Here is a 25,521-nt window from a genome sequence, read left to right as displayed (position 1 = left end):
ATAGGCCGGACTTATGAAAATCACCTTTCGACAACTGGCCTATTTTCGCGCGCTGGCCGAACAGGGCAGCTTTCGCGGCGCGGCCGAGTTCTGCCATGTCAGCCAGCCCGCGCTGTCCGTGCAGATCCAGGAACTGGAAAAGGCGCTGGGCGGGCCGCTGGTCGAACGGCGGACGCGGCGCCTGCTGCTGACACCGCTGGGGCGCGAGGTGCTGGACACCGCGCGCCGCGTGCTGTCGGAAATGGCCCAGTTGGAAGAGCGCGCGCGTCTGCGCGCGGGGCTGGGCGGCACACTCAACCTTGGCATGATTCCCACTGTCGCGCCCTACCTGCTGCCGCCCGCGCTGGCGGCGCTGCGGGCGTCGGACATCTCGCTCGACGTGCAGATTTCCGAGGCCAAGACAGAGCGTCTGCTCGACATGCTGGCCGAGGGCGCGCTCGACGCGGCGGTGATCGCGCTGCCCGCCGACCGCGACGGGCTGGAGGCGGCGGCGCTGTTCGAGGACCGGTTCCTGCTGGCGGGTACCGAGGCGCGGCTGGACGCGCTGGGTGCGATGCCGCGGCCCGACCTGCTGGGCGACAGCCCGCTTCTGCTGCTGGAGGACGGGCATTGCCTGACCGACCAGGCGCTGGCGGTCTGCGGGCGCGGGCGGGGGCATGCGCGGATCGACATGGGCGCCTCGTCGCTGGCCACGTTGTCGCGGCTGGTGGCGGCGGGCTTTGGCCTGACCCTGATGCCGGAACTCGCGGCGGCCTCGGAGCGGGCGGCGGCGCCCGGCCTTGCGCTGCGTCGCTTCGCGCCGCCCGAACCCAGCCGCACCATCGGGCTTGTCCGGCGGGCCGGGGCCGAGGCGGCGGATTGGTTCACCCGTCTGTCCGAGACGCTGCGCGCCGCCGGTGCGGGCCTGTCGGGCGCCTGATCGCCCCGCGCCGCAGCCCTGCATGCGCTGCAACGCCGCGTCCCGCTGTGCGGCGCTGGTTTTATTGCGCCGTCCACCGCGCTGGATTCAAACGGTTATCCGTGCGGGTCGCGGCCAAGGTCGGCGCCATCCGCCGCATCGCGCGAGACTGGTCAACCTGCCCTCTGCCCGCTAGTATCGGCCCAACGCAGCAGCTTCGCGGGGAAACCGACGTGCGCGACCTCAAACTGCCCGACCAGCGCCATCCCGAAAAGGCGCACCGCCCGGACAATGCCCAGCCGAAAAAGCCGGACTGGATCCGCGTAAAGGCGCCCGGCGGAGAAGGCTATAACCAGACCCGCCGCATCATGCGCGAGCACAAGCTGGTGACGGTCTGCGAAGAGGCCGGTTGCCCGAACGCCGGCGAATGCTGGAACCAGGGTCACGCCACCATGATGATCATGGGTGAGATCTGCACCCGTGGTTGCACCTTCTGCAACGTCGCCACCGGCAAGCCGCGGGCGCTCGACGTGTTCGAACCGGGCCGGGTTGCCGATGCGGTGCAAAAGCTGGGGCTGAACCACGTGGTCATCACCTCGGTCGACCGCGACGACCTGGACGATGGCGGGGCCGAGCATTTCGCCCAGACGATCCGCGCCGTGCGGCACCGCAGCCCTGAGACGACGATCGAGATCCTGACGCCGGATTTCCTGAAATGCGGGCCCGACGCGCTGGAGGCGGTCGTTGCCGCGAAACCGGACGTGTTCAACCACAACCTCGAGACCGTGCCCGGCCTCTATCCCGAGGTGCGGCCCGGCGCGCGCTATTTCCACTCGCTGCGCCTGCTGCAACGGGTGAAGGAGATCGATCCGTCGATCTTTACCAAGTCGGGCATCATGGTGGGCCTGGGCGAGGATGCGCAGGCGGTGCGGCAGGTGATGGACGACATGCGCGCGGCGGATGTCGATTTCCTGACCATCGGCCAGTATCTGCAACCCACGCCGAAACACCACCGGGTCGACCGGTTCGTGACGCCCGAGGAATTCGCCGCCTATGAGAAGGCCGCCTGGGGCAAGGGGTTCCTGATGGTGTCGGCCACGCCGCTGACCCGGTCGAGCTATCACGCGGGCGACGATTTCGCCCGGCTGCGCGGCGCTCGCGAGGCGAAACTGGGCCGGGGCTGATCCAGCGGCGCGCTTCCGCGCGCTTTCATTCAGCCAGCGGCGGGTGATCCCGCCTGCCCGGGGTCAGGGCGCCTTGAGCGCCTTGACATAGGCGGCCACGGCGGCGCGATCCTCGGCCGTCAACTGGCTGAAATTCGACACGACCGCGGCCATGTGGCCGCCGACGCTGTCGAAATCGGGCGTGAACCCGGTTTCCAGGTAGTAGGCGATGTCGGTAGCGGACCAGTCGAACTGGTCCGGGGTTAGCGACGGGATCGTGCCGCGCCCCGAGGGGTTCGGCGCCCCCGCCATCCAGCGCGCCGTGTCCAGCCCGCCCAACGCATCGCGCGGCGTGTGGCATTCGGCGCAATGGGCCAGCGCCTCGACCAGGTAGCGGCCGCGCTCCAGCTCTGGCGGAACGTCCAGCACCCAGCCATCATCGAGGTACAGCTGCTTCCACCCGCCCACCGACCGCCGGATGTTGAAGGGAAAGCCGACCTCGTGCGGTTTCGAGGGCACGGCCTGTGGTGGCAGCGTCTGGATGTAGGCCCAGAGATCGGCAAGGTCGCCGTCGGTCATGCGGATATAGGCGGTATACGGAAAGGCGGGGTAGTAATGCGCGCCCTCGGGCGAGACGCCGCGCGTCACCGCGTCGGCGAACTGCGCCAGGGTCCAGCCGCCGATGCCGTGTTCGGGATCGGGAGAGATGTTGGGCGCGTGGAACGTGCCGAAATCCGATGGGAAGGCCTGCCCGCCACTCAGCGCCAGATTGTCATCGCTTTCGGGAGCGTGGTGGCACGAGGCGCAGCCCGAGGCGGTGAATACCGACTCGCCGCTCGCTGCGTCTCCCGCCAACGCCGCGAACCGGCCGGGATCGACCCGGTCCGGCGCGGTCAGCCAGAACCCGGCCCCGGCGGCGACCAGCGCCGCCGGAACAAGCAGCTTGAGAAGCCGCATGGCTTACTGCGGTTCGCGGTAGGTGTCGTGGCAGGCCTTGCAGGCGCCACCGAGCTTGCCCAGCATCGGGCCGAGTGCCTCTTGCCCCGTGGCGGCGACCGTCTGCAACTCGGCCGCGGCGGTGCCGAAGGCGCTCCACTTGTCCAGCACGTCGGGGAGGTTTTCCCAGATCGCGGGCAGGGCACGGGTGCCGTCGATCGACATGGCGTCGGTGCCGGCGGGCCAGAGCGGCGCCTGGTTCACCATCGACACGCCGACCAGCGAATCGGCGGCGGCCTGCGCGGCCTCGGCGGAGTATTCCGTCTCACCCTTGGCCATGCTTCCCAGGATGCCCAGGTTGATCGCCATGATGCGGAACTGGCCCTGCCGTGCCTTGACCTCGGCGGGCAATTCCTGCGCAACGGCGCTGGTGGCCATCGCCGTGGTCAATGCGAGGGTGGTAAGCGTGATCTTCATTGCGGACTCCCTGTTTGATGTAATCATGACATAGTCGCCATCCATGACGTCTCAAATACATTCACAAAGATAGCGTAACGGGGTTCGATTCTTGCACAAGGTGAATTGGGACGACCTGCGCTTCGTGCTGGGGGTCGTCGATCACGGATCGGTCGGCGCGGCGGCGCGGGCGCTGGGAGTCAACCACGCGACCGTGCTGCGCCGCATCGCCGCCTTCGAGGAGGCCGCAGGCGCGCCAGTCTTTGAACGCCACGCGCAGGGCTATCGCCTGCGGCCCGACCGGGTCGCCATGGTCGAGGCCGCGCGCGAAGCGGCGCAGGCGCTGGACCGCGCCGCGCGGATGATGCGCCCAGAGACAGCCGAGGGCGGGCGGGTGCTGCGGCTGACCTCGGTTGACACGCTTTGCACCACGGTTCTGGCGACCGAGCATGGCCGGATCGCTCGCCGCATCGCGCCGCACCGGCTGGAAATCGTGTCGTCGAACCAGCGGCTTGACCTCGCGCGCCTCCAGGCGGATGTCTGTGTGCGGCCGGCGCCGGCGCTGCCAGACAGCATGATCGGACGGCGGTCGGGCGAGATCGGCTTTGCCGTCTACGCTGCACCGGGGGGCGACGACGCATGGCTGGGCTTTGCCGGGCCGCTTTCGGCGTCGCTGGCGGCCGAGACGATGCAGCAACTGGCCCAGGGTCAGCCGCCCGTCGCCCATGCCGACAGCTTTCTGGTTCTGCGCGCGCTGGCAGAGGCCGGGCGGGGCAGGGCGCTGTTGCCCTGCATCCTGGGTGACAACCGCCCCGGGCTGGAACGGCTGCCCGACCCGATGCCGATGCCGATCACGCCGGTCTGGGTGGGCTGCCACCGCGACCTGGCCGGAATCCGCATGATCGAGACGCTGATCGAGGCGGTGGCCGCCGCGTTGCGGGCGCAGGGCGGGCCGATGCGGGGGCAGGGCTAGTCGGTGAAACGGACCTTGCCGATATGGGGCAGGTTGCGGTTGCGCTGCGCATAGTCAATGCCGTAGCCCACCACGAATTCGTCGGGGATCTCGAAGCCGGTCCAGTCGGCCCGGATGTCGACCTCGCGGCGCGACGGCTTGTCCAGCAGCGCGATCGAGCGCAGTTTGCGCGGGTTGCGCGAGGCCAGCAGGCCCAGCACATGCTTCATCGTGTGGCCAGTGTCGATGATGTCCTCGACCACCAGCACGTCGCGCCCCTCGATACCGCTGCGCAGGTCCTTGAGGATGCGCACCTCGCGGCTCGACTGCATGGCGTTGCCGTAGGAGGACGCCTCGAGGAAATCGACCTCGACCGGCAGATGCAACTCGCGCACGAGGTCGGCGATGAAGACGAAGCTGCCGCGCAGCAGGCCCACGACGACCAGTTGTTCGGTGCCGGCGAACTGGGCCTCGATCTGGTCCGACAGCGCCTCGATCCGGGCGGCGATGGCCTTGGCCGAGATCATGCGGTCTACGACATATGGACGCTCTGTCATCGTTTGGTCCCGGAGAAGCCTTGATTTCCCCGGCTTCCTATACGACATGGCCCCCCGTTGTCACCAAGCCAGAGGGGCGCCATGCCGACGCACTCGGAAACCCGCACGCTGCCCTATACCGCGCAGCAGATGTACGATCTCGTGGCGGATGTGGCGAACTATCCGAAATTCCTGCCCTGGACGGCAGCGGCGCGCATCCGCAGTATCGAGGATCGCGGCGACCACGAGGTGATGCTCGCGGACCTGGTGATATCCTTCAAGGTGTTCCGCGAGAGGTTCGGCTCGCGGGTGACGCTGTGGCCTGCCGAGAACCGGATCGATACCGAGTATCTCGACGGCCCGTTCAAGCACATGCACTCGAAATGGCAGTTCCGCGATGTCGAGGGCGGAGTCGAGGTGGCATTCTTCGTCGATTTCGAGTTCCGCAACCGCATCCTGCAAGGCGCGGCGGGGATGTTCTTCTACGAGGCGATGCAGCGCATCGTGCGCGCCTTCGAGCGCCGCGCGGCGCAGCTTTACGGCTGAGTTTTCGGAAAATCGCATCAGAGTTCCGCCCGGCCGCCCGGCAGGCGCCGGGTTTTGGCCATCATGGCACGGCAGGGGATGGGGTGAACCTCGGTCGTCCCGTCACCTTTCATGTCCATGCCGCCCCTTGCCCTCTTGCCGCCGCCTGACCGCGCCGCGCCCGACGCTGCCGAAAGGAAACGGTGGGCTCCTGCCGATGCAGGGCCCGCCGCCGCCGAAGGCTATGTCTTTGCCCGCATCGTGCTGGCCGACGAGGACAGCCCGGAGGTGGACAGCCTGTCCTGAGCCGCCTCAGCTGGCGTGATCGTAGGCGCGTTCGCCATGGACCGAGATGTCGAGGCCGGTCACCTCGGTTTCCTCGTCCACGCGCAGCCCGATAGTCGCCTTCGTCACCAGCACCAGCACCACGGTCACGACCACGGTGAAGATACCGACGATGGCCAGGCTGCCCAGTTGCGCGACCACGCTGCCCGCGCCGAAGACCGCGATCATGATCGTGCCGAAGATGCCGCCCACGCCATGCACGGCGAAGACGTCCAGCGTGTCGTCGATCTTGAGCACATTGCGGATTACGTTCACTGCCTCCTGGCACAGGATGCCCGCGATCGCGCCGATGATCAGCGCCTCGACCGGGCCGACGAAACCCGACGCCGGCGTGATCGACGCGAGGCCCGCGATGGTTCCCGTGACCAGGCCCACAAGCGAGGCCCGGCCGAACTTGATCTTTTCCCACAGCGCCCAGGTCAGCGAGGCGGTGGCGGCCGAGATATGGGTGACCGTCAGAGCCATCGCCGCGCCACCATCGGCGGCCAGTTGCGAGCCGCCGTTGAAGCCGAACCAGCCGACCCACAACATCGCCGCGCCGATCATGACATAGCCGGGATTGTGCGGCGGGGTGGTGCGGTTGCGCCGGGGGCCCAGGAACACCGCGATCACCAGCGCGGCGAGACCGGCCGTTTCATGCACCACGATGCCGCCCGCGAAATCGCGGACCCCGGTCTCGCCGAAGATGCCGCCATCGGCGAGGAACCCGCCGCCCCAGACCCAATGCACCACCGGCGCATAGCACAGCAGCATCCAGAGCCCCGAGAAGGTCAGGACAAAGCCGAAAGAGATGCGTTCCACGTAGGCGCCGACGATCAGCGCCGGGGTGATGATGGCAAAGGTCATCTGGAAGGCAAAGAACAGCACCTCGGGCAGGCTGCCCGACAGCGAGTCGGCCGTGACGCCCGCGAGGAACATCTTGTCATAGCCGCCCCAATAGCCGCTTTCGCTGCCGCCGAAGGCGATGGAATAGCCCACCACCAGCCACAGCACGCTCATCAGGCAGGCGATGGCGTAGCACTGCATGAAGACGCTCAGCACGTTCCGTGCCCGGACAAGCCCGCCATAGAACAGCGCCAGCCCCGGCAAAGTCATGAACAGGACCAGCGCCGTCGCGACGATGATCCATGCGGTATCCGCTCCGTTCATTCTTCTTCCTTCCCTCGGTTTTCCGGTTTTCGCGGCACAAAGCGGGATTCGGGTGCGGAAAAAAGAGGCAATCACGCCGTGAGGCGGTCAGATCATGGGCGGTTTGCCAAATGCAGATTCGTTGGGCTTTATTCGGCGATAGAGCCCGTTTTTTGGGCGTCTTGAAAAAATCAGACCATCGCAGACAGGATCAACCGCAGCGCATGGTCCGTCGCCGCCTGCCGTACCTCGGCGCGGCCCAGCGCGCCGTGTTCGACGGTCTCGCTGGTCACGCCCGCCGGGGTCGCCAGCGCATAGCAGACACGTCCCTCGGGCTTGAACTCTGACCCGCCGGGTCCGGCGATGCCGCTGACCGCGACCGCCAGATCGGCCCCCGCCGCCGCAAGCGCGCCCTGCGCCATCTCGCGCGTGACGGGCTCGGACACCGCGCCATGCGCCGCGAGCGTTTCGGGCGAGACGCCGAGCATCTCGGTCTTGGCGGCGTTGGAATAGGTGACGAAGCCGCGCTCGAAGACATGCGAACTGCCGGGGCAGTCGGTCAGCGCCGCGGCGACCTTGCCTCCGGTGCAGCTTTCGGCGGCGGTCACGGTCCAGCCCCTGGCCCGCGCGGCGGTCAGGATCGCCTGCGCCAGCGCCTCGGTCACATCAGCACCAGGTGGAACAAGGCTGCCAGCGCAATCGTGCCCAATGCGGCGAACACGCCCGCCACAACGTCGTCCAGCATCACGCCCAGTGCCCCGCCCATGCGGTCGGCGCGGCCCACCAGCCAGGGTTTCCAGATGTCGAACAGGCGGAACAAGACAAAGGCCGCGATCCAGCCGGGATAGAGCTTCCACGGCTCGACCCCCATCATGCCGACTCCATAGACCACGGGGAGCAGCGCGATCCACTGGCCGACCAACTCGTCGATGACGATCCAGGACGGGTCATGGTCGTCCTTGCCGGCGATCAGCTTTTGCGTCGCGATCCAGCCGGTGACGAAGGCAAAGACCGTCAGGTTCAAGAACAGCCAGACATCCGCCACGGATGCCAACCCATAGGCCAGCACCACCGCCAGCGCCGAGCCCCAGGTGCCAGGACCGGGCCGCAGGAAGCCGACGCCGCCCAGGGAGGCCACCCATTTCATGGTTTCACCAGCGTCGCGGTAGCGATGGCCGCGATCCCTTCTTCGCGGCCGGTAAAGCCCAGCCGCTCGCTTGTCGTTGCCTTGACCGAGACGCGGTCGGGTGAAACCTGCATGATTTCGGACATTTTCTGCATCATAGCGTCGGCATGAGGGCCGATCTTGGGCCGTTCGCAGATCAGCGTCACGTCCACGTTCGAAATCTCGAAGCCCGTGGTACGCGCCAGGTCGCAGGCGTGGCGGAGAAATATCTCGCTTGCCGCGCCCTTCCATTGCGGGTCGCTGGGCGGGAAGTGCCGGCCGATATCGCCCATCGCCAGCGCGCCGTAAAGCGCGTCCGTCACCGCATGCATCCCCACATCGGCGTCCGAATGCCCCTTGAGCGCGTGATCATGCGGCACGCGCACGCCGCAGAGGATGACGGCGTCGCCCTCCTCGAAGGCATGCACGTCGAACCCGTTGCCAAGGCGAATGTCCATCTGCGGCTCCAGCAGTTCGGCCGCGCGGGCGAAATCCCGCGGGCCGGTGATCTTCAGGTTGCGTTCTTCGCCCGGAACGATGGCGACGTCCAGCCCCGCGGCCCGGGCGACCTCGACATCGTCGGCGGCATTGCCCGGATGGGTCCGGTGTGCGGCGAGGATCTCGGCAAAACGGAAACCCTGCGGCGTCTGCGCCCGGTATAGGCCCGTCCGGTCGCGTGTTCCGGTCACGCGGCCCTCTGCACCGGTCCAGAGCGCGTCGGTGACGGGCAGGGCAGGGGCCGCCCCGGGAGAGTCGCGGAGCGCGCCGATCACCGCCGCGATGCAGGCGGCCGAGATGCAGGGCCGCGCCACGTCGTGAATCAGCACAAGGTCGGGCGGGTCGGTTGCCAGCGCCTGAAGCCCGTGAAGGACCGATCGGGCCCGGTTGTCGGCCCCGTCGACCAGGGTCACGTCCATGCCTTGTGCAGCCGACAGGGCCAGCGCGCGGTCGTCGGGGTGGATCACCAGCACCACGCGGTCGAGATGGGCGAAGGCCTGAAGCGTCCAGCGCGCGACGGGGGCGCCGGCCACGCTCTGCCACTGTTTCGGCAAGGTCCCGCCGGCACGGGTGCCGCGCCCGGCGGCGACGATGAGGGCGGCTGTTGTCATGGACTTTTCCTTTGCCTTGTCATAGGCGCGGCGCATGGTCTGCGCAATCGCCCGGGCGATTTTGCCTATTTATTGGGCATGTGCGCTTTGCCTGCTTGCGCAATGCGCGCGAACCGTTGAACCGGTGCAACGTCATGGTTACTTCGGGTTTATCTGCACAAGGAATAGGCGATTGCATCTGACCCTGTCCGACAGGCTCATTTCCCCCCCGGTCTTGCTGGCTCCGCTGGCGGGCATCACGGACCTGCCGTTCCGCACGCTTGTCAGCTCGTTCGGCGCGGGTCTTGTCGTGTCCGAGATGATCGCGTCGGGTGAATTCCTGACGGCGCGCCCCGGCACGCGCGAAAAGGCCGAACTGGGTGCGCAGGTCGAGAACACCTCGGTGCAGATCGCCGGGCGAGAGCCGGGGCCGATGGCCGAGGCGGCGCGCATGGTCGCCGACATGGGGGCGCGCGTCATCGACATCAACATGGGCTGCCCGGCCAAGAAGGTGACGGGCGGCTATTCCGGCAGCGCGCTGATGCGCGACCCCGACCACGCGCTGCGCCTGGTCGAGGCGGTGGTTGGCGCGGTCGACGTGCCGGTGACGCTGAAAACCCGGCTGGGCTGGGACACGGACTGCCTGAACGCGCCCGACCTTGCCCGCCGGGCCGAGGCGGCGGGCGTGCGGATGGTGGTGATCCACGGCCGTACGCGCTGCCAGTTCTACAAGGGCCGCGCCGACTGGGCGGCGATCCGCGCGGTCCGCGATGCCGTGTCGATCCCGGTGATCGCAAACGGGGACATCACCGACGCCGCAACCGCGCGGCAGGCGCTGACGCAATCCGGCGCAGCCGGTGTCATGGTGGGGCGGGGGGCGCAGGGTGCGCCCTGGCGGCTGGCCGAGATCGCGCATGCGCTCTACGGAACCGACGCGCCCGTCATCCCGCGCGGCGCGGCGCTGGTCGACATGGTCGCCGGGCACTACGAGGCCATGCTGGCCTTCTATGGCGCCGACCTCGGCCTCCGCGTCGCGCGCAAGCACCTTGGCTGGTACATGGATCGGGCCGGTACGCCTGGATCCCTGCGCCACGCCCTTCTGACCGCAACCGATCCCGCAACCGTTCTGGCGCGCTTGTCCGAAGCCCTGGACCGACCCGCGCCGAAGGCATATGCGGCATGACCGAAGACACCGAAGCGATGATCTGGTCCTCTCTTCCCGTTCCGGCCATCCTGATCGACGAGAACGAGCGGATCGGCGACCTCAACCCCGCCGCCGAGGGGTTCCTGAACAATTCCGCCAAGTGGCTGCGCGGCCAGCCGATCTGGGATCGGCTGGCGGTGGACGCGCCGCTGGAAGAAAGCTTGGCCCGCGCCCGCCAGCACGGCACGCCGCTGTTCGTCAACGATGTCGACGTGGGCACCGGGTCGCGTCCGCCGCTGGTCTGCAACCTCCAGATCGCGCCCTTGCAGGGCAAGCCGGGCTGGATGGTCATGCTGATCTCGCCGCGCGAACTGGCGGGCCGCATGACGCAGAGCCATTCGGTGAAATCGGCGGCGAAATCCGCTATTGGCATGGCCGAGATGCTGGCGCACGAGATCAAGAACCCGTTGGCGGGCATCACCGGCGCGGCACAGCTGCTGTCCATGAGCCTGCCCAAGGAAGATCTCGAATTCACCGACCTGATCGTGGCCGAGACCCGCCGCATCGTGAAGCTGCTGGAGCAGGTCGAGCAGTTCGGCAACCTCTCGGCGCCGGAAAGCAAGCCGGTCAACATCCATGACGTCCTCGACCGCGCCCGCCGCTCGGCGCTGCTGGGGTTCGGTGCGCACATGAAGATCGTCGAGGATTACGATCCCTCGCTGCCGATGGCGCTGGGCGATCCCGACCAGTTGTTGCAGGTGGTGCTGAACCTGCTCAAGAACGCCAGCCAGGCCGCCGACCCGATCAGGGGCGGCACGATCCGGCTGCACACCTTCTACGAGCACAGTTTCCGCCTGCGCCGCGCCGACGGCACGGGGCAATCGCTGCCGCTTCAGGTCGAGGTCATCGACGACGGCCCTGGCCTGCCCGACGACATCCGCGGCGACATCTTCGACCCGTTCGTGTCGGGCCGCGAGAACGGCACAGGCTTGGGCCTCGCCCTGGTGAGCAAGATCATTTCCGACCATGGCGGCTGGATTTCCGTGGACAGCGTCCCGGGCCGCACGGTCTTTCGCATGTCGCTGCCCCGCGCCAAGGGCATAACCGAGGAGACGCAGTAATGGATGGCACCGTTCTTGTCGCCGATGACGACCGCACGATCCGCACGGTCCTGACGCAGGCGCTGACCCGCGCGGGCTGCAAGGTCCATGCCACGTCCAGCCTCACGACGCTGATGCGCTGGGTGGCCGAGGGCAAGGGCGACGTGGTGATCTCGGATGTGATGATGCCCGATGGAAACGGGCTGGAGATGCTGCCCAAGATCCAGCAGGATCGGCCCGACCTGCCGGTGATCGTGATCTCGGCGCAGAACACGATCATGACCGCGATCCAAGCGGCCGAGGCCGAGGCCTATGATTACCTGCCCAAGCCGTTCGACTTGCCCGACCTGATGAAGCGCACGGCGAAGGCGCTGGAAAACCGCAACCGCACGCCGCGCCGGGACGAGCCGACGCTGGGCGCGGACGAGCCCGACGAACTGCCGCTGGTCGGCAAGACGCCTGCGATGCAGGCGCTGTATCGCCTCGTCGCCAAGGTGATGAACACCGACCTGCCGGTGCTGATCACCGGCGAGAGCGGCACCGGGAAAAGCCTGATCGCCCGTGCGATCCACGACTTCTCCGACCGCCGCACGCTGCCCTTCGTGACCGTCACCGGCTCGGACCTGTCTGACCTCGAAGGCCCGGCGCGGATTCTGGCGCGGGTCAAGGGCGGCACGCTGCTGATTGACGAGATCGCCGATGTCAGCGACGAGGTGCAGGCCCGCATCGTGCGCATGATGGACGTACCGGGCGACCACGTGCCCCGTTTCATGGCCACCTCGCAATACGATCCCGGCTCGCTGATGGATGATGGGCGGGTGCGGCAGGACCTGTTCTATCGCCTCTCGGGCGCGACCATCGCCGTGCCCTCGCTGCGCGAGCGAGTCGAGGATATCTCTCTGCTGACCGACCATTTCTTCCTGCGGGCCGAGCGCGACGGTGCCTCCAAGCGCTGGCTGTCCAAGGATGCGGCCGAACTGTTCCGCGTCTACAGCTGGCCGGGCAACGTGCGGCAGCTGGAAAACGCCGTGCGCCGCCTCAGCCTGACCAGCCGCGCCGACGAGATCACCCGCGCCGAGGTCGAGGGCGTGCTGGGCAACCAGCCCGAGACCGGGCCGGTCCTGCGCGGCGGCGACAGCGAAAAACTGGCAACGTCGGTCGGCCGCCACCTGCGGCGGTATTTCGACCTGCACGGTGCGATGCTGCCGCCTCCCGGCCTGTATACGCGCATCCTGAAAGAGGTCGAGGCGCCGCTGATCGAGATCGCGCTCGAGGCGACGGGCGGCAACCAGGCCAAATGTGCCGATCTTCTGGGAATCAACCGCAATACGTTGCGGAAGAAGATCACCGACCTCGATATTCGCGTGACACGCCGCCGCAAATTGATGTAAAAGGGCCACATAACTGTGGCGGTGCTGCCATTGGCGGCAATCAGACCACAAGATATGGCGGTCGCTGCCCTTGAGGCGGCAATTTGTGAGGGATGGCTGTGGCCACGCGGGCACGCGCCTTGGGGCGCGGACTTTCCGGCATTTCCCTGTCGCGGCTGGACGCCTTGCGCCGCCAGCGCCGGGTCCAGAACGCCGCAGCCCTGCTGCTGGTGGCGCTGGGGCCTATCCTTGCCGTCCTGACCTTCCTTGTGCTCGGCCCGCTGGACAGCGGTGCGGGTGCCCTGTCACTGCGGCTGGTGCTGCTGGCCGACCTGGTTTACGTGCTGCTGCTGGCAGCGCTGGTGCTGGCGCGGGTGGTCCGCATGGTGGCCGACCGGCGGGCGCAGTCGGCGGGGTCACGCCTGCACCTGCGGCTGACCGGCGCATTCGCGATGATGGCGCTGCTGCCCACGGTCACGGTCGCGATCTTTGCCGTGCTCACCATCAACATCGGCCTCGAGACCTGGTTCTCGTCGCGCGTGCAGAACGTGGTCGGCGCCTCGCTCGCTGCGGCCGAGGCATACGAGGCCGACACGGCCGAGGGACTGGTGCAGGATGTGCAGGCGCTAGGGCGCTTTCTCGACGCCTCGCGCCGGGCGAGTTTCGTCATGGATGGCGGCGACCTGCGGCAGGTGCTGGGGCAGGGGCAGGCGCAGATCCAGCGCGGCCTGCGCGAAGCCTACGTGATCGACGGCACCGGAGAGATCCGGGCGCGGGGCGAGGGATCCTACCTGTTCGACTACGAGCGGCCCTCGGCCGCCGCCTTTGCCGCCGCCCAGGAAGAGGGCGTGGCGCTGATCCCAGACTGGGATAACAACGAATACCGCGCGCTGGTGCCGCTGATCGCCTTTGTCGACCGCTATCTCTATGTCAGCCGCGATGTAGACGGTCGCATCCTGGGCCTGCTGGACGAGACGCAGGAAACTGCCCGCTTTTACCAGCAGCAGGAGAACGAGCGCGGCCGCCGTCTGTTCGACTTTGCGCTGCTCTATCTCGGTTTTGCGGTGCTGCTGATCCTGGCGGCGACCTTTGCCGGCCTGTGGTTCGCAGAACGCCTGTCGCGCCCGGTGGGGCGCCTGACCGGCGCGGCGCAGCGCGTCGGCGGCGGCGACCTGGACGTGCATGTGCCCGAGGAGCAGGGCGATGACGAAATCTCCATGCTCGGGCGGTATTTCAACCAGATGACCCGGCAACTGAAGGTCCAGCGCGACACGCTGCTGGAAAACACCCGCCAGATCGAACGCCGCCAGCGGCTCTTCGATTCCGTGCTGTCCTCGGTCACGTCCGGGGTGGTGGGCCTCGATGCCGAGGGGCGGGTGAGCTTCGTCAACCGCTCGGCAGAACGGCTGCTGGGGTGGCAGGAAACGCATCGCGCCGACCCGATCTGGGTGGCGGTGCCGGAATTCGGGCCGCTGTTCGACCGGCTGCGTGCTGCCGGTCTGGAAACCGCGCAGGAAGAGGTCAAGGTCAGCCGCGAGGGCCGGCTGGAAAACCTGCTGGTGCGCCTGTCCACGCGGCGGCGCGAGGATCGGTCGCTGGAAGGCTACGTGGTCGCCTTCGATGACGTCACCGACCTGGTCAGCGCGCAGCGCATGGCCGCCTGGGGCGATGTCGCGCGGCGCATCGCACATGAGATCAAGAACCCGCTGACGCCGATCCAGCTGTCGGCCGACCGCATCCGGCGCAAGTTCGGCCGCGTGGTGCAGGGGGACGACGCCGAGGCGCTCGAGCGCATGACCGGCGTCATCATCCGCCAGACCGAGGATCTGCGCCGCATCGTCGACGAGTTCAGCAAGTTCGCCCGCATGCCCGAGCCCGAGCGCAAGCCCGAGGATCTGGCCGAACTGTTGCGCGGCGCGGTGCTGTTGCAGGAAACCGGCCAGCCCGGCGTGCGTTTCGTCACCACCATTCCTGACGCGCCGATGCCGGCGCATCTGGACGCCACGATGATCGGACAGGCGCTGACGAACCTCATCAAGAACGCGGGCGAGGCGATCGAGAGCTTGCAGGAAAAGGGCGCGCCAGAGGGCCATGTGCCGGAAATCCGCGTTTTGGCCGGGGCCGCCGAGGGCCGCGCCACGATCCGCATCATGGATAATGGCATCGGCCTGCCCGAGGACCGCGCGCGGCTGTTCGAGCCCTACGTGACGACCCGCGACAAGGGCACGGGCCTGGGCCTGCCCATCGTCAAGAAGATCATCGAGGAACATGGCGGCAGCCTCTCGCTCGACGACGCACCACCGTTTTCTGAGGGCGCCCATCGCGGCGCCATGGCGGTCATCCAGCTGCCGCTGGAGGCCGATGCGGGCGCGGCGCGCGCTGCCCGCGCGAAGTTGGAACAGAATTGAACAGGTAGGGGCATCCGCATGAGCGACATTCTGATCGTCGACGACGAACGCGACATCCGCGAACTGATCGGGGACATCCTGGAGGACGAAGGCTTTACCACGCGGCTTGCCGGCAACTCGTCCGAGGCGATGGCCGCGATCAACGCCGAACCGCCGGCGCTGCTGATCCTCGACATCTGGCTGAAGGACAGCAAGATGGACGGGATCGACATTCTCAAGACCGTCAAGCGCGACAATCCCGACATCCCCGTGGTCATCATCTCGGGCCACGGCAATATCGAGATCGCAGTCGCGGCGATCAAGCAGGGCGCCTATGACTTCATCGAGAAGCCCTTCAACATCGACCAGTTGCTGGTGGTGATCCGCCGCGCGATGGAGACTTCGCGGCTGCGTCGCGAGAATGCGACGCTGAAGCGGGGCGAGACGCGCTCCGCCGAGATGATCGGCGAAAGCCCGGCTTTCCGCGCGCTAATCGGCCAGCTCGACAAGGTGACCAAGTCGAACGGCCGCGTCATGCTGACCGGCCCCGCCGGCTGCGGCAAGGAAGTGGCGGCGCGCTACATCCACTCGCGTTCGAACCGGGCCAGCGGCCCCTTCGTCACCGTCAACTGCGCCGGGGTCGAACCGGACATGATGGAAGCGATGCTGTTCGGCCGCGAATCCTCCAAGCGCGGGGTCGAGCCGGGGCTGCTGGAACAGGCGCATGGCGGCGTGATCTATTTCGACGAGGTGGCCGACATGCCTGTCGGCACGCAATCCAAGATTCTGCGCGTTCTCGTCGACCAGCAATTCACCCGACAGGGCGGCGCCGACAAGGTGCGCGTTGACCTGCGCGTAATCTCGTCCACCAACCGCGACCTCAAGACAGAGATCGCCGCCGGCCGATTCCGCGAAGAACTGTATCACCGGCTGAACGTGGTGCCGATCCCGGTGCCCTCGCTGGCCGAGCGGCGCGAGGATATCCCCGTTCTGGCCGGGCATTTCATCGGCGAGTTCAACCGTGCCCAGGGCCTGCCGCTGCGCGACATCACCGAAGAGGCGGTCGCCCTGATGCAGACCATGGCCTGGCCGGGCAACGTGCGCCAGCTCAAGAACCTGGTGGAACGGGTGCTGATCCTGGGCGATGGCGGCGGCCCCATCGAGGCGCGCGAACTGCCGCAGGAGGGCGGCGGCGACGGCGAGGAGGATCGGGTCATCCTGTCGGGCACGCTGGCCACGCTGCCCCTGCGCGAGGCGCGCGAGGCCTTTGAACGCGAATACCTGCTGACGCAGATCAACCGCTTTGGCGGGAACATCTCGAGGACGGCGAATTTCGTTGGCATGGAACGCTCGGCCCTGCACCGCAAGCTCAAGTCGCTGGGCGTCGTGACGGCACAGAAATCCGGCGGCCGGATCGCGCAACTGGATGACGATGTGCGCGAAGCGGGCTGACGCCGTGGGCCTGACGCGGCGCAGGGTGCTGGCAGGGCTGGGGCTGGGCCTGCTGGCGGGCTGCGCGCCCCTGCCCGAGGGCGCGGCGCTGGTGCCGCCCGCCCCCTCGCAGGCGGAACAGCAGGCGCAGATCGCCGCGCTGACCGCCGCGCTGCGCGGCCTGTCGCCCGGCGTGAGCCCGGCCGAGGCGGCCCGCGCGGCGCATGTCGCGGTCACGCAGCCGCTGGCCTGGGCCCGCGAATGGCAGGTGGTCGATCCACCGCTGGCCCACAACTTCAAGGTCGTGCATGGCATCCGCGAAAAGGGCGTCTGCCAGGACTGGGCCGACGCGATGGAAATCGCGCTGACGGCGGAACGGTTCCGGACCTTGCAGCTACACCGCGCCCTCGCCAACGCCCGCAACATCCAGCTGGAACATGCGACGGTGATCGCCACCGCCCGCGGCCAGCCAATGGACCAGGGGATCATCCTCGATCCCTGGCGGATCGGGCAGGGGCGGCTCTATTTCGGGCCGGTGTTGCAGGACGACCGCTATGTCTGGGAAGCGCGCGAGGCGGTGCGCGCCTGGAAACGCCAGTGGCATGCAGAGGCGCTGACGCCCCGGTGACGCCGCGTGGGCGGGATGCGGCAGGCGTTGACCGCCCCGCGCCCCCGTGTCATGCCAAGGGCGCAACCTTGGGGAAGGGCGATGAAGGTCATCATTTGCGGCGCCGGGCAGGTCGGCTGGCAGATCGCGCGGCATCTGGCAGGCGAACGCAACGACGTCACCGTTGTCGACAACAACCCCGACCTGGTGCGCCGCGCGACCGACGCGCTGGACGTGCAGGGGATCGCGGGCTTTGCCTCTTACCCGGACGTGCTGGAACGGGCGGGCGCGCGCGACGCCGACATGATCATCGCCGCGACCCATTCCGACGAGGTCAACATGGTCACCTGCCAAGTGGCGCATTCGGTCTTTTCGGTGCCGCGCAAGATCGCGCGCTTGCGCGCGCAATCCTACCAGACGGCGATCTATTCCGATCTGTACCGCCGTGACCACCTGCCGATCGACGTGGTGATCTCGCCCGAAAAGGAAGTGGCCGAGGCAGCGCTGCAACGCCTGTCGGCGCCCGCCGCCTTTGACACCGAGACCTTCCTCGACGGTGGCGTGCAACTGCTGGGCCTGACGCTGGACGAGGATTGCCCCATCGTCAACACGCCGCTCAAGCAGTTGACCGACCTGTTCTCGACCCTGCGCTCGGTCGTGGTGGGCGTGCGGCGCGAAGGCACGCTCTTTGCGCCCGAAGCCGACGACCAGCTTTTTGCCGGCGATGCCTGCTATGTCATGGCCCATGCCGAGGACGTGCGCCGCACGATGGAGATCTTCGGCAAGGAGGTGCGCAAGCAGGAGCGCGTCGTGATCATCGGCGGCGGCAATGTCGGCCTGATGGTCGCGAGCAAGCTGGAAGAAAGCCGTGACCGCATCCGTGCCCGCATCATCGAGCGCAACCGCAAGAGCGCCGAGCGCGCCGCCGAGGCGCTGGAGCGCACCATCGTCCTGCATGGCGACGGTCTGGACCAGGCGCTGCTGGCCGAGGCGGGGATCGACCGCGCCGACGCGGTGCTCTGCGTCACCGACGACGACAAGGTGAACATGCTGTCAGCGGTCCGCGCCAAGGCGGCGGGCTGTCCCATGGCCATCGCGCTGATCAATGACCCCTCGCTGGTGCCTCTGATGGAACCGCTGGGCATCGACGCCTACATCAACCCGCGGTCCACGACCGTCAGTTCGATCCTGCGCCACATCCGGCACGGCAAGGTGCGCGCGGTCTATTCCATCGGCGACGCCGAGGCCGAGGTGATTGAGGCCGAGGTCATGTCGACCTCGCCGATGGCGGGCCGCCTGATCCGCGAGATCGACTTTCCCGAAGGCGTTCTGGTCGGGGCGCTGCGCAAGGGCGGCAAGGTGGTCAAGCCAACCGGTGCGCTTCGGGTCGAGGCGGGCGATCAGATCGTCATCTTCTCGCTTGCGGGCGACGTGGCCGAGGTCGAGCGCCTGCTCCAGGTCTCGATCGACTTCTTCTGACCGATGGGCGCGATTCACCGCCTTCCGCTTCTGCTGCTGCTCACCGGGCTGTTCTCGGTCGCGATGCTGCCGCCGGCGGTCTATGCGCTGGCGGTGGGCGAGCACCACGATGCGCGGTCCTTCTTCTACTCGGCGCTGCTGGGGCTTGTCGTGACCGCCCTTGTGGGTGTCGCGCTGGGCAACCGTCGCCACAACCGCAACGCGCTGCGGCAATTGCTGGCGCTGCTGGCGGCCTTCGTGCTGCTGCCGCTGTTCCTCGCGGTGCCGTTCTTCGAGGCGCTGCGCACCACCGCCTTCCTGTCCGCCTACATGGAGATGCTCTCGGCGCTGACCACCACGGGCCTGCCGCTGTTCGAGCCCGCCCGCCTGTCGGGGGCAGAGCACCTGTGGCGCGGCATGGTGGGCTGGATGGGCGGCTGGATGATCTGGGTCTCGGCCGCCGCGATCCTGGCGCCGCTGACGCTGGGCGGGTTCGAGGTGACGGCGGGCGGCGAGCCCGGCCAGTCGATGGCCGAGGGTGTCGCCGGCGGAACCCAGACCGACCCCGCGGCGCGGCTGTGGCGCAGCATCACCGGGCTGACCCCGGTCTACGTGGGCCTGACGGGCGCGCTCTGCGTCATGCTGCTGGTTGCGGGCGACCCGCCGCTGGTGGCGGTGATCCACGCCATGTCGACCATGGCGACCTCGGGCATCTCGCCGCTGCCCTTGCAGGCGGCCTCACCCAGCGGCCTGCCGGGCGAGATGATCGTCTTTGCCTTCCTGCTGTTCGCCCTGTCGCGCCAGACGTTTTCCAGCGACACAACGCCAGGCAAGGGGCCGGGCCTATGGTTCGACCCGGAATTCCGGCTGGGCATCCTGATCGTCGCGGCGGTGCCGGTGATGCTGTTCGTCCGCCACTGGATCGCCGCGCTCGAGATCGGCGACGAACAGAACCTCATGGCGGGGCTGCGCGCCTTCTGGGGCGCGCTGTTCACCGCGTTGTCCTTCCTGTCGACCACCGGGTTCGTCAGCACCGAATGGGTCACGGCGCGTGACTGGTCGGGCCTGGCGACACCCGGGATCATCCTCATGGGCCTCGCGCTGATCGGCGGCGGGGTCGCCACCACCGCCGGCGGGGTCAAGCTGATGCGGGTCTACGCGCTCTATCTCAACGGCGCACGCGAGATCGAGCGGCTGGTCTATCCGCACTCGGTGGGCCGCGCGAACCTGGTCAGCCGCCGCATCCGGCGCGAGGGCGGCTTCATCGCCTGGGTCGTCTTCATGATGGTGGCGGTGACGCTGGCGGCGCTGTCGATCCTTTTGGGGCTGGCGGGCATCGCCTTTGAACAATCCATGGTTCTGACCATCGCCACGCTGTCCAACACCGGGCCGCTGACCGCCGTGGCGGCGGCAGAGCCCATCGCGCTGCTGGGTCTTCCGGTGGCGGCCAAGGTGCTGATCTGTGCCGGCATGGTGCTGGGCCGGCTGGAACTGCTGGCCATCGTCGTCATGCTCAACCCCGACATCTGGCGCGACTGATCGCGTGTGCGCCGCTGCGACTTTCGCCTTATGCCTGAAAATTAACCTTTGGTGCGGGTTGCAAGGCAAGGGCGAACCCGCGTATCACCAAGGCAGGGGAGAGAACGGCCGAACCCGGGCCCAGTGCGAAAAAGGCTCTGGAATCCGCCGGCGCGCCGTTTCATACTCTGCCTGAACGAGGGCGTGCCGCCAGTCGGTGCAAGATAAGAACAAAGGCAATTCAATGGCTTCCGACAGACAGAACCTTCAGGACGCGTTTCTGAATCATGTCCGCAAGACCAAGGTTCCCGTCACCGTCTTTCTCATCAACGGTGTGAAACTGCAGGGTGTCATCACCTGGTTCGACAATTTCTGCGTGCTGCTGCGTCGCGATGGGCAGTCCCAGCTTGTCTACAAGCACGCCATCAGCACGATCATGCCAAGCCAGCCGATCAATCTTTATGACGGCGAAGAGGGCGCTTGAAGGAACACGGCGCGCAGGCAACCCGCGCGTGGGTGCTGCATCCTGACATGAAATCGCACCCCCATCGTCGCGACGCCGCGATGGGGCTGGCCGAAGCCGTTGCGCTGGCCGCAGCGCTGCCCGACCTCGAGGTCGTGGGCCAGACTGTCGTGCCGTTGCCGAAACCCCATGCCGGGATGCTCTTCGGCTCGGGCAAGATCGCCGAGCTGAAACAGAAATTCCACGATGCCGAGGTCGAACTGGTGCTGGTCGACGGGCCGGTGTCCCCGGTGCAGCAGCGCAACCTCGAGAAGGAATGGAAGGTCAAGCTGCTCGACCGCACCGGCCTGATCCTGGAGATCTTCTCGGACCGCGCCGCCACGCGCGAGGGCGTGTTGCAGGTCGAGATGGCGCATCTCAGCTACCAGCGCACGCGCCTGGTGCGGGCGTGGACCCACCTGGAACGCCAGCGCGGCGGGCTGGGCTTTGTCGGCGGCCCCGGCGAGACGCAGATCGAGGCGGACCGCCGCGCCATCGACGAACAGCTGGTGCGGCTGCGCCGCCAGCTCGACAAGGTGGTCAGGACGCGTGAACTGCACCGCAAGGCGCGCGCCAAGGTGCCCTATCCGATCGTGGCGCTTGTGGGCTATACCAACGCGGGCAAGTCGACGCTGTTCAACCGGCTGACCGGCGCCGAGGTGATGGCCAAGGACATGTTGTTCGCCACGCTCGACCCGACGATGCGGGCGGTGCGTCTGCCCACGGGGGCGGACGTGATCCTGTCGGACACGGTGGGCTTCATTTCCGACCTGCCGACCGAACTGGTCGCGGCCTTTCGTGCCACGCTCGAAGAGGTGCTGGCGGCGGATGTCATCGTGCATGTGCGCGACATCTCGCATCCCGAGACCGAGGAACAGGCGCGCGACGTGCGCGACATTCTCGACAGCCTGGGTGTCGATGAAGAGACGCCGCAGATCGAACTCTGGAACAAGCTCGACCGCCTGCCGCCGGAAGAGTCCGAGGCCGTGCGCATCCGCGCCATGCGCGATGCGGGCGTCTTCGCCGTCTCGGCGCTGACCGGCGAGGGGCTGGATGCCTTCCTGCAGACCGTCACCGACATTCTGGGCGAACAGACCCGGCAGGAGGTGATCGATCTGCCCTTCGACGCCGGTCGCCGCCGCGCCTGGCTGTTCGAGAAAGGCCTCGTCAAGGACGAGAGCCAGACCGAGGACGGCTATCGTCTGACCGTCGAATGGTCAGCACGCGACCGGGCACGGTTCGAGACGCTCTGACCCTTCATCTTGCCCGATAAACTCCGGGGGGCGCCGAAGGCGCGGGGGCAGAGCCCCCTCCGCCCTCAGGGCTTGACCAGACGCGTGACCCCGACCGAGGCAGCGCGCGCCAGGTCCACGTCCAGCGACATCGGGATGTATTCGCCGCGCCGCCACAACTGCCCGAGGTCGTCGTAATGGCGCGACAGGAAATGTCCCGATTGCCCGGTCGCATTGATGAAGACCGACGAATCCGGGTCAGCGAAATCATAGACCCCGCGATAGCCCGCTGCGTGCACGTTTCGGAACGGGTGCGGGTCGCGCCCCGACGTCCGCCCGCGCTGCAGCGTGTGGTCCCCGCCCGAGGTGCTCTGCCTGATGTTCACGAAATGCCGCAGCAGCGGGACCTCGCCCAACACGGGATGATCGTGCATCGCCTGGTGCGCATCGCCCCAGCGCAGCGATTCCAGCGCCGTGCCATAGGTCTCGCCGATCCAGACCAGCGCGTCGTCCAGCGCCAGCCGCGAGATGTCTGAACAGGTTTCCTCGCGCGCCGAGCGCTTGATGTCGCACCATTCCGAGGCGCCGTCGATGTCGCGGAACACGCGTTCGACGAACAGCGGCTCGACATGGTCGAAATCGTCCGCCAGCGGGCCCAGGTCATCGCGGATCAACCGGTCCTGCAAGGCGCGCAGCCAGGCGGCATAGATCAGCGGTTCGGGCATGTGCTCGTTCATCTCGCCGTTCCAGTCGGCCAGCAGGGCCAGCGCGCGCTGGCGCTGGCGTTCCGGCGTGCCGCCGGGCGCGGCCTCTCCGGTGAACCACAGGTCGCGGCCGATCAGCGGCAGCAGCGTGCGCGCGGCGGGCGAGACAGTGTCCAGCTGCGCCTCGATGAAGCTTTCGCGGGTGTGCACCTCGCGGCCCTGCATCAGCGCCTGCCAGCGTTGCACCCGCTGGCTGTCGCCCCAGTCAAAGCTGACATGCAGCGGAAAGGGGCGGTCGATCACCTTGTTGTTGGTGTTGCCCACGATCCCGCCGACCGGGCGGATGAAGGTCGGGTTCGCGTCGCGCGGCAACATCCCCTGCCAACGGTTCTCGGGCCGCCAGCCGGGGCTGGGCAGGCGACCCTGGCTCTGGTGGGCGGAATCGCGGCGCGGCATGGCTCCGACCAGCTTCATCGCGATCGAGGACCGGTCGATCAGGGTCAGCATCTGGCTGGGCGCCACGTAGCCGTCCGAAACCGCCAGTGCCGCGTCCACGTCCTCGGCCATCATCAGGCCCACTGCCGCGCTCACCGAGGTGTCCTGCGGCGAGAGCGCCGTCCAGGCCAGCGAGACCACGTGCCCGGGCGGCGTGATCGCCTCGAGGTCGTAGACAGAGCGCGGCAGGACCGGGCCGTTGTCGGTCCAGCGCAGGGTGACGGTGACGGGGGCGGAATCTTTGATCTCGATGATCGAGCGGCGGCTGCGGAACTCCGCCCAGCCGTCGGGGGCGCGGTATTGCTCCGGATTGTCCGGGTTCAGCTCCTCGATATAGAGGTCCTGGTCGTCCATGTAGCTGGAGGTCACGGCCCAGGCCAACTGCTCGGACCGGCCCACCATGACCGCCGGAATGCCGGGAACCGTGCCGCCGATCACGCCGCCCGATTGCAGTTGCAGCCGCGCCAGATACCAGGTCGAGGGTGCGGTCAGACCCAGGTGCGGGTCGTTGGCCAGCAACGTGCCGCCGCCGGCGGACCGGTCGGGCGCGGCGGCAAAGGCGTTCGAGGCCCCGGCCAGGCCGCGCGGCGCGACCGGCATCAGGAAGGCATGGTCGCGCGCCGGCGTCTCGGCAAAGCGCGGCAGAGGCCCCGGCACCAGCGCGGCATAATCGGGCAGGGCGGCAATACCCGCGCCGGGCATGTCGGGCAGGATGTCGGCCAGCCGCGCCGCATCCTCCAGCGCCAGCGAGGTGCGCGCCCGGATCACCTCGTCCTGCAAGTGGCCGGCCAGTTGCAGCGCCATGAGTTTCACGATGGCGATGCTGTCGGCCGGCTGCCACGGCGCGATGGGCTGATTGAACAGGAAGAATTCCGGCGCGCCACGGCCCAGTCCGCCTTCGTTGATCTCGTCGATCCGGGCATTCACCCCGGCAGCGTAGCTTTCCAGCGCGTCCAGCGTGCGCGCGTCCTGGAACGGCACCGACTGCACCGCCAGCGGATACAGGTCGAGCCGCCGCAGCAGCGTGTCGGTCTCGAGCGTGCGCACGCCGAACACCTCGGACAGGCGTCCCTGCGCGGTGCGGCGCATCATCATCATCTGCCAAAGCCGATCCTGCGCATGGACATAGCCCAGGCCAAAGAACGCGTCCCGGTCGCTCAGCGCCATGATGTGCGGCACCGCCGCATTGTCGCGCACGATCTCGATATCGGCGGTGATTCCCGCCATGGCCCGCGTCTTGTCGTAAACGGGCAGGGAGCGCGACCCGAGGTAGTAGACCAGCGAAATCGCCAGCACGCCAAGCACCAGCGCGCCGGAGACCAGCCGGAAAAGCCATCGGAACAGAACTGCCATTTCCCTCGCCCGCCCTGTGCGCTAACTGGGGTTGCACGGGATTATCCCGCCTGCGCCAGATTTCCAAGGGCTGCCGGGCGGGGACAACGCGAGGGAGGCAAGATATGGCGAAGGTTGCGTTTCTGGGTCTGGGCGTGATGGGATACCCGATGGCAGGGCATCTGGCGAAGGCGGGGCATGAGGTGACGGTCTACAACCGGACCACTGCCAAGGCCGAGGCTTGGGTCGCCCAGCACGGCGGCGCGCTGGGCAAGACCCCGCGCGAGGCGGCGGCGGGCGCGGATTTCGTCATGTCCTGCGTCGGCAATGACGACGATCTGCGCGGCGTTTGCCTCGGCGAGGACGGCGCTTTTGCCGGCATGGCGTCGGGCGCGGTCTTTGTCGACCACACCACGGTCTCGGCCCTGGTCACGCGCGAGTTGCACGACGTGGCGGCGGGCGCAGGCATCGGCTTTGTCGATGCGCCGGTGTCGGGCGGGCAGGCGGGGGCCGAGAACGGCCAGCTGGTCGTCATGTGCGGTGGCGCCGAGGACATCTATTCGCGCGCCGAGCCGGTGATCGACGCCTATGCCAAGATGTGCAAGCGCTTGGGCGACAGCGGCTCTGGCCAGCTGTGCAAGATGGTCAACCAGATCTGCATCGCGGGCCTGGTGCAGGGCCTGTCCGAGGGGCTGCATTTCGCGCAGAAGGCGGGCCTCGATGGTCGCTCCGTGGTCGATGTGATCGGCGGTGGGGCGGCCGGGTCCTGGCAGATGGTCAACCGCTACCAGACCATGCTCGAAGACAAATTCGATTATGGGTTCGCGGTCGACTGGATGCGCAAGGACCTGGGCATCTGCCTGATGACCGCGGACGAGGTCGGCGCCTCACTGCCCGTGACCGCGCTGGTCGACCAGTTCTACAAGGACGTGCAGAAGCTGGGTGGCGGGCGCTGGGACACGTCGAGCTTGATCAAGCGCCTCAACGCGATGGGCTGAGCCGAGCGCGCTGGCGCGGATCGCGCCGCCGGTTCCATTTGGGCCCGGCCG

At 67.8% G+C, this 25,521-nt stretch carries 24 protein-coding genes; 16 read left to right on the top strand and 8 right to left on the bottom strand.

The features are described 5' to 3' along the window. Positions 1 to 13 precede the first annotated feature (13 nt). Both KB874_RS02595 and lipA read left to right on the top strand, forming a co-directional pair. Positions 14 to 919, top strand: coding sequence for a LysR substrate-binding domain-containing protein (locus KB874_RS02595; RefSeq protein WP_212534974.1), 906 nt, complete (start codon positions 14 to 16; stop codon positions 917 to 919). Positions 920 to 1,131: 212 nt separating this feature from the next. Then, positions 1,132 to 2,082: a lipoyl synthase gene (gene lipA / locus KB874_RS02590; RefSeq protein ID WP_212534973.1), complete on the top strand. Its 951-nt coding sequence runs from the start codon at positions 1,132 to 1,134 to the stop codon at positions 2,080 to 2,082. A 63-nt stretch (positions 2,083 to 2,145) separates the two neighbouring features. Here the strand turns inward: lipA and KB874_RS02585 are convergent, their stop codons facing one another. Beyond that, positions 2,146 to 3,018 carry a cytochrome c gene (locus tag KB874_RS02585; RefSeq protein ID WP_212534972.1) on the bottom strand — a complete coding sequence of 291 codons (873 nt, stop codon included), beginning with the start codon at positions 3,016 to 3,018 and terminating at the stop codon, positions 2,146 to 2,148. 3 nt (positions 3,019 to 3,021) lie between these two features. Next, a complete protein-coding gene (locus KB874_RS02580; protein ID WP_212534971.1) occupies positions 3,022 to 3,474 on the bottom strand; it encodes a c-type cytochrome in 453 nt (150 codons plus the stop codon). A 100-nt stretch (positions 3,475 to 3,574) separates the two neighbouring features. On the opposite strand from KB874_RS02580, the gene KB874_RS02575 reads away from it, so the two are divergent. After that, positions 3,575 to 4,426, top strand: a complete 852-nt coding sequence (locus tag KB874_RS02575; protein WP_346346504.1) for a LysR family transcriptional regulator — start codon at positions 3,575 to 3,577, stop codon at positions 4,424 to 4,426. Here the strand turns inward: KB874_RS02575 and hpt are convergent. Beyond that, positions 4,423 to 4,962 carry a hypoxanthine phosphoribosyltransferase gene (hpt, locus tag KB874_RS02570; protein ID WP_212534969.1) on the bottom strand — a complete coding sequence of 180 codons (540 nt, stop codon included), beginning with the start codon at positions 4,960 to 4,962 and terminating at the stop codon, positions 4,423 to 4,425. The genes KB874_RS02575 and hpt overlap by 4 nt on opposite strands. An 81-nt stretch (positions 4,963 to 5,043) precedes the next feature. Here hpt and KB874_RS02565 point away from each other — a divergent pair, with 81 nt between their 5' ends. Both KB874_RS02565 and KB874_RS02560 read left to right on the top strand, forming a co-directional pair. After that, positions 5,044 to 5,487: a type II toxin-antitoxin system RatA family toxin gene (locus tag KB874_RS02565; RefSeq protein ID WP_212534968.1), complete on the top strand. Its 444-nt coding sequence runs from the start codon at positions 5,044 to 5,046 to the stop codon at positions 5,485 to 5,487. Positions 5,488 to 5,598: 111 nt separating this feature from the next. Next, positions 5,599 to 5,772, top strand: a complete 174-nt coding sequence (locus KB874_RS02560; RefSeq protein ID WP_212534967.1) for a hypothetical protein — start codon at positions 5,599 to 5,601, stop codon at positions 5,770 to 5,772. Between the two features lie 6 nt (positions 5,773 to 5,778). Here the strand turns inward: KB874_RS02560 and KB874_RS02555 are convergent, their stop codons facing one another. From KB874_RS02555 to KB874_RS02540, 4 genes are all read right to left on the bottom strand, one after another. Next, on the bottom strand, positions 5,779 to 6,960 hold the full coding sequence (locus KB874_RS02555; RefSeq protein ID WP_212534966.1) for an ammonium transporter: 1,182 nt from the start codon (positions 6,958 to 6,960) through the stop codon (positions 5,779 to 5,781). A gap of 170 nt (positions 6,961 to 7,130) precedes the next feature. Further along, positions 7,131 to 7,604: a CinA family protein gene (locus tag KB874_RS02550; protein ID WP_212534965.1), complete on the bottom strand. Its 474-nt coding sequence runs from the start codon at positions 7,602 to 7,604 to the stop codon at positions 7,131 to 7,133. Continuing rightward, positions 7,601 to 8,086, bottom strand: a complete 486-nt coding sequence (locus KB874_RS02545; protein WP_212534964.1) for a phosphatidylglycerophosphatase A family protein — start codon at positions 8,084 to 8,086, stop codon at positions 7,601 to 7,603. Before KB874_RS02545 ends, KB874_RS02550 begins: the two co-directional genes overlap by 4 nt. Continuing rightward, entirely contained in the window at positions 8,083 to 9,213 is a 1,131-nt protein-coding gene (locus KB874_RS02540) for a bifunctional 2-C-methyl-D-erythritol 4-phosphate cytidylyltransferase/2-C-methyl-D-erythritol 2,4-cyclodiphosphate synthase (RefSeq protein WP_212534963.1), read from the bottom strand. The genes KB874_RS02545 and KB874_RS02540 overlap by 4 nt, the downstream gene beginning before the upstream one ends. Positions 9,214 to 9,385: 172 nt before the next feature. On the opposite strand from KB874_RS02540, the gene dusB reads away from it, so the two are divergent. From dusB to hflX, 10 genes are all read left to right on the top strand, one after another. Then, complete coding sequence (dusB, locus tag KB874_RS02535) at positions 9,386 to 10,375, top strand: tRNA dihydrouridine synthase DusB (RefSeq protein WP_249200205.1); 990 nt, start codon at positions 9,386 to 9,388, stop codon at positions 10,373 to 10,375. Continuing rightward, complete coding sequence (locus KB874_RS02530; RefSeq protein ID WP_212534961.1) at positions 10,372 to 11,457, top strand: two-component system sensor histidine kinase NtrB; 1,086 nt, start codon at positions 10,372 to 10,374, stop codon at positions 11,455 to 11,457. Before dusB ends, KB874_RS02530 begins: the two co-directional genes overlap by 4 nt. Beyond that, positions 11,457 to 12,827, top strand: coding sequence for a response regulator (locus tag KB874_RS02525; RefSeq protein ID WP_212534960.1), 1,371 nt, complete (start codon positions 11,457 to 11,459; stop codon positions 12,825 to 12,827). The genes KB874_RS02530 and KB874_RS02525 overlap by 1 nt, the downstream gene beginning before the upstream one ends. Positions 12,828 to 12,919: 92 nt before the next feature. Beyond that, positions 12,920 to 15,214, top strand: a complete 2,295-nt coding sequence (locus tag KB874_RS02520; RefSeq protein ID WP_212534959.1) for a sensor histidine kinase — start codon at positions 12,920 to 12,922, stop codon at positions 15,212 to 15,214. 18 nt (positions 15,215 to 15,232) lie between these two features. After that, on the top strand, positions 15,233 to 16,645 hold the full coding sequence (ntrX, locus tag KB874_RS02515; RefSeq protein ID WP_212534958.1) for a nitrogen assimilation response regulator NtrX: 1,413 nt from the start codon (positions 15,233 to 15,235) through the stop codon (positions 16,643 to 16,645). Then, complete coding sequence (locus KB874_RS02510; RefSeq protein WP_249200204.1) at positions 16,620 to 17,252, top strand: hypothetical protein; 633 nt, start codon at positions 16,620 to 16,622, stop codon at positions 17,250 to 17,252. The genes ntrX and KB874_RS02510 overlap by 26 nt, the downstream gene beginning before the upstream one ends. Before the next feature lie 81 nt (positions 17,253 to 17,333). Beyond that, on the top strand, positions 17,334 to 18,710 hold the full coding sequence (gene trkA, locus KB874_RS02505) for a Trk system potassium transporter TrkA (RefSeq protein WP_212534957.1): 1,377 nt from the start codon (positions 17,334 to 17,336) through the stop codon (positions 18,708 to 18,710). Between the two features lie 3 nt (positions 18,711 to 18,713). Next, positions 18,714 to 20,228, top strand: a complete 1,515-nt coding sequence (locus tag KB874_RS02500) for a TrkH family potassium uptake protein (protein ID WP_212534956.1) — start codon at positions 18,714 to 18,716, stop codon at positions 20,226 to 20,228. Positions 20,229 to 20,451: 223 nt separating this feature from the next. After that, positions 20,452 to 20,691, top strand: a complete 240-nt coding sequence (gene hfq / locus KB874_RS02495; protein ID WP_212534955.1) for an RNA chaperone Hfq — start codon at positions 20,452 to 20,454, stop codon at positions 20,689 to 20,691. 47 nt (positions 20,692 to 20,738) lie between these two features. After that, the gene (hflX, locus tag KB874_RS02490) at positions 20,739 to 21,962 is read left to right on the top strand and encodes a GTPase HflX (protein ID WP_212534954.1); all 1,224 of its coding nucleotides are present in this window, start codon (positions 20,739 to 20,741) and stop codon (positions 21,960 to 21,962) included. 65 nt (positions 21,963 to 22,027) lie between these two features. Here hflX and KB874_RS02485 read toward each other — a convergent pair whose 3' ends face one another. Beyond that, positions 22,028 to 24,493, bottom strand: a complete 2,466-nt coding sequence (locus tag KB874_RS02485; RefSeq protein WP_212534953.1) for a penicillin acylase family protein — start codon at positions 24,491 to 24,493, stop codon at positions 22,028 to 22,030. Positions 24,494 to 24,597: 104 nt separating this feature from the next. Between KB874_RS02485 and KB874_RS02480 the strand changes: the two genes are divergently transcribed. Next, a complete protein-coding gene (locus tag KB874_RS02480; protein ID WP_212534952.1) occupies positions 24,598 to 25,470 on the top strand; it encodes an NAD(P)-dependent oxidoreductase in 873 nt (290 codons plus the stop codon). Positions 25,471 to 25,521 lie beyond the last annotated feature (51 nt).

The sequence above is a fragment of the Thetidibacter halocola genome, from assembly GCF_018224955.1.
GTDB classification, from domain to species: domain Bacteria; phylum Pseudomonadota; class Alphaproteobacteria; order Rhodobacterales; family Rhodobacteraceae; genus Thetidibacter; species Thetidibacter halocola.
This window is presented reverse-complemented; position numbering and strand designations above follow the sequence as displayed.